At 69.9% G+C, this 13004-nt stretch carries 10 protein-coding genes; 7 read left to right on the top strand and 3 right to left on the bottom strand.

From position 1 onward, the window contains the following. Positions 1 to 697: NYN domain-containing protein (locus IEJ02_RS27845; protein ID WP_191067351.1), on the bottom strand; the 697-nt coding region annotated here is incomplete at its 3' end. Between the two features lie 331 nt (positions 698 to 1028). Between IEJ02_RS27845 and IEJ02_RS27840 the strand changes: the two genes are divergently transcribed. Continuing rightward, positions 1029 to 1208 carry a hypothetical protein gene (locus tag IEJ02_RS27840; protein ID WP_137977551.1) on the top strand — a complete coding sequence of 60 codons (180 nt, stop codon included), beginning with the start codon at positions 1029 to 1031 and terminating at the stop codon, positions 1206 to 1208. A gap of 203 nt (positions 1209 to 1411) precedes the next feature. Here IEJ02_RS27840 and dnaE read toward each other — a convergent pair whose 3' ends face one another. After that, positions 1412 to 4957 (bottom strand): DNA polymerase III subunit alpha, encoded by a 3546-nt coding sequence (dnaE, locus tag IEJ02_RS27835; RefSeq protein WP_191067350.1) that lies wholly within the window; start codon positions 4955 to 4957, stop codon positions 1412 to 1414. Positions 4958 to 5171: 214 nt separating this feature from the next. Here dnaE and IEJ02_RS27830 point away from each other — a divergent pair, with 214 nt between their 5' ends. The 5 genes from IEJ02_RS27830 (at position 5172) to IEJ02_RS27810 (ending at position 11066) form a co-directional block, all read left to right on the top strand. Next, the gene (locus IEJ02_RS27830; RefSeq protein WP_137977553.1) at positions 5172 to 6497 is read left to right on the top strand and encodes a DUF2252 domain-containing protein; all 1326 of its coding nucleotides are present in this window, start codon (positions 5172 to 5174) and stop codon (positions 6495 to 6497) included. 91 nt (positions 6498 to 6588) lie between these two features. Continuing rightward, a complete protein-coding gene (locus IEJ02_RS27825) occupies positions 6589 to 7611 on the top strand; it encodes a thioredoxin domain-containing protein (protein WP_191067349.1) in 1023 nt (340 codons plus the stop codon). 85 nt (positions 7612 to 7696) lie between these two features. Further along, positions 7697 to 8374 (top strand): hypothetical protein, encoded by a 678-nt coding sequence (locus IEJ02_RS27820; protein ID WP_191067348.1) that lies wholly within the window; start codon positions 7697 to 7699, stop codon positions 8372 to 8374. 64 nt (positions 8375 to 8438) lie between these two features. After that, on the top strand, positions 8439 to 9266 hold the full coding sequence (locus IEJ02_RS27815) for a thioredoxin domain-containing protein (protein ID WP_191067347.1): 828 nt from the start codon (positions 8439 to 8441) through the stop codon (positions 9264 to 9266). Positions 9267 to 9434: 168 nt separating this feature from the next. After that, complete coding sequence (locus IEJ02_RS27810) at positions 9435 to 11066, top strand: alkaline phosphatase D family protein (RefSeq protein WP_191067346.1); 1632 nt, start codon at positions 9435 to 9437, stop codon at positions 11064 to 11066. Between the two features lie 55 nt (positions 11067 to 11121). Here the strand turns inward: IEJ02_RS27810 and IEJ02_RS27805 are convergent, their stop codons facing one another. Further along, the gene (locus tag IEJ02_RS27805; protein ID WP_037948965.1) at positions 11122 to 11712 is read right to left on the bottom strand and encodes a dienelactone hydrolase family protein; all 591 of its coding nucleotides are present in this window, start codon (positions 11710 to 11712) and stop codon (positions 11122 to 11124) included. A 132-nt stretch (positions 11713 to 11844) separates the two neighbouring features. On the opposite strand from IEJ02_RS27805, the gene IEJ02_RS27800 reads away from it, so the two are divergent. Further along, positions 11845 to 12984, top strand: coding sequence for a mechanosensitive ion channel family protein (locus IEJ02_RS27800; protein ID WP_191067357.1), 1140 nt, complete (start codon positions 11845 to 11847; stop codon positions 12982 to 12984). Positions 12985 to 13004 lie beyond the last annotated feature (20 nt).

The following is a 13004-nucleotide window of genomic DNA, read 5'->3' as shown; positions in this document are numbered from 1 at the left end:
TGCGGCCGGGCGCCGCCTCCGCCGCGCCGGGCGACGCCGCCGCGGCGGCAGCGGCAGCGGCGGCCGTGGCGGTCTCCGGCAGCGGGGCGGAGAGAATGGCCGCGATCTCCGGGCGCGGCTCGGAGACGGGCGCACAGGGCCCGGGAAGCTCCTTGGCGCGCACCGCCCGGGTGATCCAGGCGCGGTCCAGGACGCGGCGTTCATCGGCCTCGGCCACGAGGTCCTCGGACTGGTTGTAGTCGCCGTCGGCGGCCTGCACCGCCCAGAGGTGGACCGCGACGCCGTGCTCCTTGGCCGACATCAGCCCGGGCAGCAGATCCCCGTCGCCGGTGACGAGGACGATGTCGGAGCAGGCCCGGTTGCGCGCGAGCTCGGTGAGCTCGGCGTGCATGGCGGCGTCCACGCCCTTCTGGGCCCAGCGGCCGTCGCTGCGGGTGAGCGCGCCGAGCCGCACGGTCACCCGGGGCATCACGCGCAGCCGCCGGTGCTCGGGCTGGGGTACGCGGTCGGGGGCGCCGTCGAACCAGTAGATCCGCAGCAGCGGGCGCTCGGTCTCGGCCTCGGCCCGCTCTCGCAGGCCCTGGATGAGGGTCGCGTGGTCGACGGAGATGCGCGATCGGGCGGGCTCCCCGGCCAGCAGGCTCGCGGCGGCGCCCAGCAGATATCCGGCGTCCACCAGGACGACGCAGCGGTCCACGTTCCACCCTCTTCCCTGACGAATCCAGTCCTCGGTCGCCCCCCGCGCACAGCCGTCCCCGGTTGTGGTCTTTCGGCTTTCCTTCGAGTCTGCCCGACCGTGCGGGGGTTATCAGTCCGAACTGGATCACCGGCGTGGCGGATACGGCTTACCCGCCAAGACCCTCCTTCTCACTCACCGTAATTGCCCGAAATGCACGGGTCACCGCGGCATGTCACTGTTCTTCCCGAAGGGCTTCTCCCGAAGAGCCTCTCCCGAAGGGCCTCTCCCGAAGAGCTTCTCCCGGAGGACCCTTCACCGGGGGGCTGATCCCAACTGGAGGAACACCACCATGGGCAAGAACAAGAACCGCGATCGCAAGCAGCAGCAGGAGCGGCGTCAGGAGCGCGGCATGGCCGACCGCCCCGCCGACCAGCAGTCCTCGATGGACGCGCAGTCGCAGGCGATGCGGTCGGAGGGCGGCCCCTCGACGCCGCGCAAGGACCGGCAGAAGAGCTTCGGCCACAACTGACGCACCGCGCACCGGCGCTGGGCCACCGCGGTGGCAGGCCGTATGACATGGCCCCAGGGGCGCGCCCGACACGGGCGCGCCCCTGGGGCGTTCTTACCAGGGCCGCCACTTTCGCCAGAGCCGGGCGGCCGCTGCTGTCGTCAGAGCCTGGCGGCCGCCGCTTCCTCAGAGCCGGGCGGCCGGCTTTCGTCAGGGCCGGGCGGTCACCCGGCCAGGCAGGACGCCCCCAACAGCACCTTGAGGTCGCCGAAGAGGGCCGGGTCCGCGGTGACGCGGTGCCGGTCGAGCCGCAGCACGGTGGTCTTCCGCGCCCCCTGGAGCTTGATCCGCACCTCGGTGGAGCCGCGGTGGTGGGTGAGCACCTCGCCCAGCTTCTCGACCAGCGGCGGGGTCACCTTGACCGTGGGAATGGTGATCGTCACGGGCGCGTTGGCGCCCGCCTCGGACAGATCGGGGACCATCAGCTCCATGGCGACCAGCCGGGGCACGTCCTCGCGCTTGTCCAGCCGCCCCTTGACGAAGACGACCGCGTCCTCGATGAGCTGGGTGGAGACCAGCTGATAGGTGGCCGGGAAGAACATGCACTCGATGGAGCCGGCCAGGTCCTCGACGGTGGCGATGGCCCAGGCGTTGCCCTGTTTGGTCATCTTGCGCTGGAGACCGGAGATGATGCCGCCGATGGTGACGATCGCGCCGTCCGCGTGCTCACCGCCGGTGAGCGCGGAGATCGCGGCATCCGCCTTCTCGTTCAGCACATGCTCGATACCGAACAGCGGATGGTCGGAGACATACAGGCCCAGCATCTCCCGCTCCTGGGCCAGCAGATAGGTCTTGTCCCATTCGACGTCCGAGAACTCGACGTCGAGCCCGAAGCCCGGCCCGTCGCCGTGCCCGCTGTCGCCACCCATACCGCCGAAGAGGTCGAACTGCCCCTCGGCCTCCTTGCGCTTGACGGCGACCACATTGTCGATCAGCGCTTCGTAGTGCGCCATGAGCCCCTTACGGGTGTGACCCATCTCGTCGAAGGCGCCCGCCTTGATCAGCGATTCGGTGGTGCGCTTGTTGCAGACGACCGCCTCGACCTTGTCCAGGTAGTCCGGGAACGAGGCGTACTTCCCCTTGGTCTTGCGACCGCGGATGATCGCCTCCACCACGTTCTGACCGACGTTCCGGACCGCCGTGAGACCGAACAGGATCACGTCATCACCCTGAGCGGTGAAGTTGGCCTCGGACTCATTGACGTTCGGCGGCAGCACCTTGATGCCCATGCGGCGGCATTCGTTCAGATAGACCGCCGACTTGTCCTTGTCGTCGCGGACCGAGGTGAGCAGCGCCGCCATGTACTCGGCCGGGTAGTTGGCCTTGAGGTACGCGGTCCAGTAGGTGACCAGGCCGTACGCGGAGGAGTGCGCCTTGTTGAACGCGTATCCGGCGAACGGGACCAGCACGTCCCACACCGCCTGGATGGCCTCGTCCGAATACCCCTTCTCGCGGGCGCCCTTCTGGAAGTTGACGAACTCCTTCTCCAGCACCTCGGGCTTCTTCTTGCCCATCGCACGGCGCAGCAGGTCGGCCTGGCCGAGCGAGTAACCGGCGAGCACCTGGGCGGCCTTCTGCACCTGCTCCTGGTACACGATGAGGCCGTAGGTGATGCCGAGGACCTCCTTGAGGGGCTCCTCCAGCTCGGGGTGGATCGGGGTGATCTCCTGCTGCCCGTTCTTCCGCAGCGCGTAGTTGATGTGCGAGTTCATTCCCATCGGGCCCGGCCGGTAGAGGGCCGAGACGGCGGAAATGTCCTCGAAGTTGTCGGGCTTCATCATGCGCAGCAGGGAGCGCATGGGGCCGCCGTCGAACTGGAAGACGCCGAGGGTGTCACCGCGGCAGAGCAGTTCGAAGGTCTTGGGGTCGTCCAGGGACAGATCGAGCATCTTCAGGTCGATGCCCTTGTTGGCGCGCACCATCTTGACGGCGTCGTCCATGATGGTGAGGTTGCGCAGGCCCAGGAAGTCCATCTTCAGCAGGCCGAGCGACTCACAGGTCGGGTAGTCCCACTGGGTCACGACCTGGCCGTCGTTCTTCGGCGAGAAGACCGGGACGTGGTCGGTGACCGTCTCGCTCGACATGATCACACCGGCGGCGTGCACACCCATCTGGCGCACCAGGCCCTCGATACCGCGCGCGGTGTCGATGACCTTCTTCACGTCCGGCTCGTTCTCGTACATCCCGCGCACCTCGCCCGCCTCGCTGTAGCGGGGGTGCTTCTCGTCGGTGATGCCGGAGAGCGGGATGCCCTTGCCGAGGACGTCGGCGGGCATGGCCTTGGTGATGCGGTCGCCCATCGCGTACGGATAGCCGAGCACGCGGGCGGAGTCCTTGATGGCGTTCTTGGCCTTGATCGTGCCGTAGGTGCCGATCTGGCAGACCTTGTCGTGGCCGTACTTCTCGGTCACGTACCGGATGACCTCACCGCGCCTGCGCTCGTCGAAGTCGATGTCGACATCCGGCATGGAGACGCGCTCGGGGTTGAGGAACCGCTCGAAGATCAGCCCGTGCTCGACCGGGTCGAGGTCGGTGATGCCCATCGCGTACGACACGATGGAACCGGCCGCGGAGCCTCGGCCGGGGCCGACCGCGATGCCGTTGTTCTTGGCCCACATGATGAAGTCGGCGACCACGAGGAAGTAGCCCGGGAACCCCATCTGGATGATGACGTCCATCTCGTACTCGGCGAGCTTCTGACGGTCCTCGGGGACGCCGCCGGGGAAGCGGCGGGCCATCCCCTTGCGGACCTCCTCCTGGAACCAGGTGACCTCGGTGTACCCCTCGGGGACGTCGAACCGCGGCATCAGGTCGCGCTTCTCGAACCAGCCGGTGGTGTCGACCTGCTCGGCGACCAGCAGGGTGTTGCGGCACCCCTCCTGCCAGGCGTCGGAGGAGTCGATGGCGTACATCTCCTCGGTGGACTTCAGGTAGTAGCCGGTGCCGTCGAAGCGGAAGCGGTCGGGGTCGGAGAGGTTCTTGCCGGTCTGGACGCACAGCAGCGCGTCGTGCGCGGTGGCCTCGCGGGAGTAGGTGTAGTGCGAGTCATTGGTGACCAGCGGCGGGATGCCCAGCTTCTTGCCGATCTCCAGCAGCCCGTCCCGGACCCGGCGCTCGATCTCGATGCCGTGGTCCATCAGCTCCAGGAAGTACCGGTCCTTGCCGAAGATGTCCTGGTACTCGGAGGCGGCCTTCAGCGCCTCGTCGAACTGGCCGAGCCGCAGCCGGGTCTGGAGCTCGCCCGAGGGGCAGCCGGTGGAGGCGATCAGGCCCTCGGACCACTGGGCGATGGTCTCCTTGTCCATCCGCGGCCACTTGACGAAGTAGCCCTCCATATAGGCGTCCGAGGAGAGCCGGAAGAGGTTGTGCAGACCGGTCTTGTTCGACGCCCAGATGGTCTTGTGGGTGTAACCACCGGAACCGGAGACGTCATCGCGCTTCTGGTGCGGCTGGCCCCACTGCACCCGCCGCTTGTAGCGCCGCGACTCGGGGGCCACATACGCCTCGATGCCGATGATCGGGGTGACCCCCGCGCCCGTCGCCTGCTGGTAGAAGTCGTACGCGCCGTGGAGGTTGCCATGGTCGGTCATGGCGATGTGGGTCATGCCCATCTCTTTGCACGCGTTGAACATGTCCTTGAGCCGCGCCGCACCGTCCAGCAGCGAGTACTGGGTATGGACATGCAGGTGCGTGAAGGGCGGCTTGGTCACGGTGGAAGACCTCCGGCGAACAATCGATGACGGCAGGGCGAGACAGCTCCGAAGGTTACCCCTCCGCGCTGACAAAGGCCGGGCACTCGCGAGTAGCCTCAGGCGTTGATCCCGACGGGTCATCCGGTCTTCCCGCGCACCCGGCGAGACGGAACATACCCTGTCGTATCTGCCCCACCGATCAGTTCCCTCATGCCCCAGGAGGCGTTCCGCGATGTCGACCCAGCAGACCCAGGCGGAACAGCGCGGCGAGCACATCCTCGCCGTATTCGACACCGCCTTCGGCGAGCTGCTCGCCGCCGACCCGGCCGCCTTCCGCGTCAAGTTCCGGAAGATGGCCGCCTCGGCGTTCGCGTTCTACCGCGGCACCGCCTGCCTGTTCTATTCCGATGTGGAGCGGGAGCGCTCCGGCGGTCCGTACCTGGACGACCGCACCAGCCGGGTGTGGATCCACGGTGACCTCCACGCCGAGAACTTCGGCACCTACATGGACGCCAACGGCCGGCTGATCTTCAATGTGAACGACTTCGACGAGGCGTACGTCGGCCCCTTCACCTGGGACCTCAAGCGCTTCGCCGCCTCCGTGGCGCTCATCGGCTACACCAAGGCGCTCAGCGACGAGAAGATCACCGAGCTGGTGCGGACGTACGCCGGCGCCTACCGCGAGCGCATCCACGCCCTGGCCACCGGCGCCAAGAACGACGAGGTGCCGCCCTTCACCCTGGAGACCGCGGAGGGCCCGCTGCTGGACGCGCTGCGTGACGCCCGCTCGCTGACCCGCTTCGGGCTGCTGGACTCGATGACCGAGATCCGCGACTTCGAGCGCCGCTTCGCGGCCGGCGGCGGGTCCATCGAGCTCGACGCGGCCACCCGCTACAAGGTCCTGGCCGCCTTCGACGGCTATCTGGAGACGCTTCCCGAGTCCAGTCTCTCGCGCCCGGACTCCTACCGCGTCAAGGACGTGGTGGGCCGCCGGGGCATCGGCATCGGCAGCGCCGGGCTCCCCTCGTACAACATCCTTCTGGAGGGCAACAGCGACGCCCTGGAGAACGATGTGGTGATCTACATGAAGCAGGGGCAGACCCCGGCGGTCTCCCGGCACATCACCGATGAGCGGGTGCGGTCGTACTTCCACCACGAGGGCCACCGCACGGTGATCTCCCAGCGCGCCCTCCAGGCCCACGCCGACCCGTGGCTGGGCTGGACCGAGCTGGACGGGGCGGGGCAGCTGGTCGCCGAGGTGTCGCCGTACGCGGTGGACCTGGACTGGTCCGACATCGACGACCCGGCCGAGATCGCGGCGGTCGTGGCCGACCTGGGCCGGGCCACGGCCACCATGCACGCGGCCGCCGACGACCAGAGCGGCCACTCGCTGGTGCCGTTCTCCACCGAGCGCGCCATCGACGCGGTGATCGCCGCCGACGAGGACGGCTTCGCCGAGCTCCTGGTGGACTTCGCGCACTCTTACGGTGCCCGCGCCCGCGCCGACCACCAGATCTTCGTGGACCTCTTCCGCAACGGCCGCATCCCCGGCCTCTGATCGCCTCCCTGGGAGACGCCCGTCCCCCAGGGCCGTAGATCGCCACCCCGGCCATGGCCGGGGTGCGCTCGCCCCTCTATCGTTACCGGTCATGTGGCCTGGACAGCAGCCGCCGGGGGGCGAGCGAGACCCGCAGCAGAATCCGTACCAGCAGCCGGGTCATCCGCCGCCCCCGGATCAGCCTCCGGGCTTCCCGCCCGCTCCCCCGCCGCCCCAGGGCCCCCCGCCCGGCCCCGGTGGCGGGCCCTGGGGCGGCGCTCCCGGCGCCCCCGGCGCCCCCGGTGCCCCCGGCCCGGCGGACCGGCAGCGCAAGGCCGGCCTTACGGCCGTCATCGCGGTGACGGTGGCCGCCGCGGTGGTCGCGGGCGTTCTCGTGTTCACGGATGACGACAAGGGCTCCCGGGGCGGCTCGCCGGACGATGTCGTCCAGGGCCCGCCGGGAGCGCCGGGCTCCGGCGGCTCGGGCGGTTCCGGGGACCTGGACGGCTCCGGTGGCTCACAGGGCCCGGGAAACCTCGTCACGCCCGCCCACAGCTCCGGGCCGAGCGGCACCACCGTGGTGATCGGCGAGGCCGACGCCGGGCACACCCTCGACGTCTACGAGGACCTGCGCTGCCCGCCGTGCGCCTCCTTCGACCAGGCGGTCGGGCCGACCATCGCCAAGGACATCAAGTCCGGCAAGTACAAGGTTTCGTTCCACTTCGCCGCCATCATCGACAAGAACATGAGCGGCAGCGGCTCCGCGAAGGCCCTGAGCGCCCTCGGGGCGGCGCTGGACGTGAGCACGGACGCCTTCCTCGACTACAAGGCCGCCCTGATGTCGTCGAAGAACCACCCCGAGGAGAGCGAGGACTCCTACGCCGACTACACCCGGCTGCTGGCCGTCTCCAAGGAGGTGTACGCGCTCAAGACGAACGCCTCCTTCCAGGAGGCCGTGCGCGCGGGCACCTACGACCCCTGGGCGAAGAAGATGATCGCCAAGTTCGACGCCTCCGGGGTGAGCGGCACCCCCACCGTCAAGCTCGACGGCTCCCAGCTGACCGCCGGCGGGGGCTCCACCCCCATGACCGCGACGGAGTTCACGGAAGCGGTGAACAAGCGGCTCAAGGGGTGAACCAGCAGGTCAGGGGCGAGTGGCCGACCGCCGGGACCGACTCTTCACATGGTCCCTACAGCCGTTCGTGGCAGAATTCGAAGTCATGGACGGCACCGGACCGCAGCTGAGGGCAGTGCGCGCGGCGCTCTTCACGGCGCTGTGCGTCACGCTGTCCTCGGCTTCGCATGTCCTGCTGTCCCGGGCCCCGCTACCGCTGGGCACCGTCGTCGCGCTCTCGGTGGCCGTCTTCGCCGTCGCCTACGCCCTCGCGGGCCGGGAGCGGGGCTTCTGGTCCATAGCGGCCCTGATGATCCCCCTGGAGCTGGCCGCCGACACAATCTTCACCACCGGCCAGCAGGCGTGTTACGGACAGTCCGGCGGCCCGGTGGCGGGCTCGCTGCGCTCCATGGGCGTCACCGTGCTGTGTGGCGGCGACCTCGGCGGTCCACTGCCCGGGGTCTCCCAGAACGGCGTCGCCACCCCGCTGGCGGCCGCCGTGAGCTCCGCCACCCCCTGGCTGCTGCTCGCCGCGCATATCGCCGTGGGTCTGATCGCCTCGGCCTGGCTGCGGCGCGGCGAGGCCGCCCTGAGCCGTCTGCTGGCCTCCCTGGCCGCCTTCGCCTTCCGGCCGCTGCTGCTGGCCGTCGCCGTCCACGGGGCGGCCCTGCCGCCCCGCCGCCGGACCCCGCGGCCCGTACGGCCGGTGCGCCCGGCGCCGGCCCTCCCTCTCCTCGTGCACTCCGTGGTGCGTCGTGGACCGCCCCGCTCGGCCGCTGCCTGAGCACAGCGCTCCACACCCCCGTACGCATCACTGAACGACGCACACCCACGGAGATCGAACCATCATGAGCAACCGCAACAGCCAGCAGAACAAGCAGGCCGCGCGCGAACGGCTGCGCGCCGAGCGTGAGCGCCAGGCCAAGAAGGACCGGATGCGGCGCCAGCTGTTCGTCGGCGGCGCGGTCGTCGCGGTCCTCGCGATAGCCGGCGGCATCGGCTACGCCGTCACCAGCATGAACTCGGACGACGCCAACCAGAAGTGGCGGACGGCGGCCGAGAAGAAGACGTTCGCCAAGCCCGCCAACGCCACCGGCCCCCAGGGCACGACGGTCGTCATCGGCGACAAGAAGGCCAAGAACACCCTGCACGTCTACGAGGACATGCGCTGCCCGGTCTGTGCCCAGTTCGAGAAGTTCACCGGCCCGACGGTACTCAAGGACATCAAGGACGGCACCTACAAGGCGCAGTTCACCATGGGCACCTTCCTCGACGACAACAAGCAGATGCCCGGCGCCGGGTCGAAGAACGCGCTGAGCGCGCTCGGCGCGGCCCTCAACGTCAGCCCGCAGGCGTTCCTGGACTACAAGGAGGCGCTGTACGCGCCGAAGAACCACCCGCAGGAGACCGATGACGCCTTCGCGAACGACCAGAAGCTCATCGACGTCGCCCAGCAGGTCAAGGAGCTCAAGGGCAACACGGCCTTCGAGAAGGCCGTGAAGAACGGCACCTACGACCGGTGGGCGCTGGCCATGTCCAAGTCGTTCAACGACACCAAGGACGTCGACTCCACCCCGTCCTTCAAGATGAACGGGAAGAAGCTGCTGGTGGGCCAGAACCCGCCGATGACCCCGGACCAGTTCACCCCGCTCGTCAAGCAGAACCTCAACAAGTAGGGTCCGGCCCTTCTCAGGCCGAGTCGGCGGGCGTGCCCTCGAGGGCGCGCCCGCCGACGGCGTTACGCCCCGGCGGGCCACGGCCCCGGTGACCGGGCGGCGACGGGTGGGCGAACATCCCCCAAGCCCCCTGTCCCCGCGGGCTACTTGTCAGTAATCTCCTCGGCCGTGACCGACCTCCACATATCGCGCCGAAGCGCCGTCACGGCCGCGGCGGCCGCCGCCGCCCTGCTGCCCCTCGTCCCGGGCCCCGCCGCCACAGCCGCCTCCGGGCCCGCCTTCCTGCACGGCGTCGCCTCGGGCGACCCGCTGCCCGACGGGATCCTGCTGTGGACCCGTATCACGCCCGCCCCCGACGCCGTGCCCGGCTCGGGGCTCGGCCCCGCCGTCGAGGTGACCTGGGAGGTCGCCGAGGACCGTGACTTCCGCTCGGTCGTCGCCCACGGCACCGTCAAGGCCGCCGCCGACACCGACCACACCGTGAAGGCCGATGTGCGCGGGCTGCGGCCCGCCACCGGCTACTTCTACCGCTTCGGCGTGGACGGCGGCGTCCGATCCCCCGTGGGCCGCACCCGCACCGCCCCCGCGCACGACGCCGCGGCCGACCGAGTGCGCTTCGGCGTGGTCTCGTGCGCCAACTGGGAGGCGGGCTGGTTCTCCCCGTACCGCCATCTGGCGGCCCGCACCGACCTGGACGCGGTGCTCCATCTGGGCGACTACATCTACGAGTACAAGAGCGGTGAGTACCCGGAGGCCAGGTCCGTCGTCCGCCCGCACGCTCCCACCCACGAGATCGTCACGCTCGCCGACTACCGCGTCCGGCACGGGAACTACAAGACCGACCCCGACGCCCAGGCGCTGCACGCCGCGCTCCCCCTGATCGCGATCTGGGACGACCACGAGTTCGCCAACGACGCCTGGTCCGGCGGGGCGGAGAACCACACGCCCGGCACCGAGGGAGCGTGGGCGCAGCGGGTGGCCGCCGCCAAGCAGGCGTACTTCGAGTGGATGCCGGTGCGCCCCTCCACCCAGGGCACCACCTACCGGCGGCTGCGCTACGGCAGCCTCGCCGACCTCCACCTGCTCGACCTGCGCTCGTTCCGCTCCCAGCAGGCGGCCACCGGCAGCGGGGACGTGGACGACCCGGAGCGCACCCTGACCGGGCGCGCCCAGCTCGACTGGCTGAAGTCGGGCCTGACCGCCTCGGACACCACCTGGCGGCTGGTGGGCAACTCGGTGATGATCTCACCGGTCGCCTTCGGGGCCCTCCCCGCCGAGCTGCTGGGCCCGCTCGCCGAGCTGCTGGGGCTGCCCAAGGGCGGGCTGGCCATCAACACCGACCAGTGGGACGGCTATACGGACGACCGGCGCGAGCTGCTCGCCCACCTCACCGACCACGGGATCGGCAACACCGTCTTCCTCACCGGTGACATCCATATGGCGTGGGCCAACGACGTACCGGTGAAGGCCGCCACCTATCCGCTGTCCCGGTCGGCCGCGACCGAGTTCGTGGTCACCTCGGTGACCTCCGACAACCTCGACGATCTGCTCCATGTGGCGCCGCAGACGGTGTCCTTGGCCGCGGCCGCCGCGATCAGGGCCGCCAACCGCCATGTGAAGTGGGTGGACATGGACTCGCACGGCTACGGCGTGCTCGATGTCACCCCGCAGCGGGCCCAGATGGACTACTACGCCGTCTCCGACCGCGCCGATCCGCGCGCCACGAGCGCCTGGACGCGGTCGTACCGCACCCAGACGGGCAGCCAGAGGATCGAGCGCGCCGACGCGCCCGTGCGGTGAAGGCTCACCGGTAAAGGCTCGGCTGTGCGGTAGAGCCTCACCCGTGCGCCGAGGCTCAGAGGCTCGCCAGAAAGCCGAGCGCCACCCGCCAGGTGGCCTCGGCGGCCTCCTTGTCGTAGTCCGGCAGCTCGGGGTCGGTGAAGATGTGCCCGGCCCCGCCGTAGCGGAAGACCTCCACATCGGCACCGGCCCGCCGCATCCGCAGATACCAGGCGTTCAGCCAGTCGTGCGGCTCGAACGGGTCGGGGTCGGCCACGTGCAGCTGCACCGGCAGGTCGTCGGCCGCGGCGTCGTCGGCGATGTCCGAGGTGCCGTGCAGCAGGAGCAGTCCGCGCGCCTTGTCGTCGCCCAGCGCCAGGTTCTGCGCGAGCGAGCCGCCGAGCGAGAACCCGGCGTAGACCAGCCCGCGGTCCGAGTACGGCGCGGCGGCGGTGATGGCCCGTTTCAGCAGCTCGTCCCGGCCGATCCGCTCCTTGATCACCATGCCGTCCTCGACGGTTTCGGCGGTCTCCCCCTCGTACAGGTCCGGCACGACCACCTCATGCCCGGCCGCGCGCAGCCGGTCGGCCGCCTCGTGCACGGCGGGCCGCAGCCCGTACGCGGAGTGGAACAGCACAATCGTCGAGGTATCGGCCACCGCCGTCACTTTCCTTCCCGTTTCACTTTCCGTGGATCAGTCCCTCCCATCGTGCCAGTCGCGGTCTGAGGACGCCCGATCCGGGGAAGGCGGGACAGGACATCCTGGCGTCTCCCCCAGGGAAGGATGAGGTAGGTGTCCATGGAGGACGTGCTGCGTCCGCTCATCGTCATCGGCGGCTCACTGGCCATCACGCTGTTCATCGGCTGGGCCGTCGACTGGCTGCTGCGGAGGGTCGACGCCCGGCACCCCGAGACCCCCCTGTGGGGCCATCTGCGCCGCTGCCGGCTCCCGCTTCAGGTGACCGTGTGCACGGCGCTGCTGAGCGGTTCGTACGACACGACGGAGGCGAGGGTCGTCCAGGAGCACGGGGCGGCGATCGGCCAGGTGCTCGCGCTGGTGCTCATCGCGGCCACGGCATGGCTCATGGTGCGGGTCTCCTCGGCCATCGTGGAGTCCTCCTACTTCCGCTACGCCTCCTCCAGCGCGCACGACCCCGCGCGGGTGCGCCGGGTGCGCACCCAGGTGACGCTGATCCAGCGGGTGGTGGCCGCGATCGTCGGCGTCGTGGCGGCCTCCGCCATGCTGCTGACCTTCCCGACGATGCGCACGGTCGGCACCTCCATGCTGGCCTCCGCCGGAATCCTCGGGGTGGTCGCCGGTGTGGCCGCCCAGTCCACGCTGGGGAACCTCTTCGCGGGGCTGCAGATCGCCTTCGGCGACATGGTACGGATCGGCGACACGGTGGTCGTGGACGGCGAGTGGGGCACGGTCGAGGAGATCACGCTGACCTTCCTGTCCGTACGGACCTGGGACGAGCGCCGGATCACCATGCCGGTGTCGTACTTCACCAACAAGCCGTTCGAGAACTGGTCGCGGGGCGGCACCCAGAAGGTGGCCACGGTCTTCTTCCACCTGGACCACACCGCGCCGATCGAGGAGATGCGGGAGCGGCTGCGCGAGATCGTGCAGAAATCCCCGGCCTGGGACGGCCGGGACTGGAACCTGGTGGTGACGGACACCACCCCGAGCACCATCATGGTGCGGGCGCTCATCACGGCGCGGGACCCGGACGACGCGTGGACCGTGCGGTGTGAGGTGCGCGAGAAGATGATCACGTGGCTGCGGGACGCCCATCCGTACGCGCTGCCGCGCATCGCCACCGCACCGGCCGCGCAGGCCCCGCAGGCGCTGCTGGAGAGCGAGCGCCGCCGTGAGCGCCACGATCATTTCGTCCGCTTCGAGGACGGGCTGCGCAAGGACGCCCCGCGCTCGCGGTGAAGCCGGTGTCAGGCCGCCAC

The sequence above is a fragment of the Streptomyces sp. 5-10 genome (genome assembly GCF_014712245.1).
GTDB classification, from domain to species: Bacteria; Actinomycetota; Actinomycetes; order Streptomycetales; family Streptomycetaceae; genus Streptomyces; species Streptomyces violaceusniger.
The sequence above is the reverse complement of the archived record's forward strand: the minus strand, read 5'-3'. Positions and strand labels throughout refer to the sequence as shown.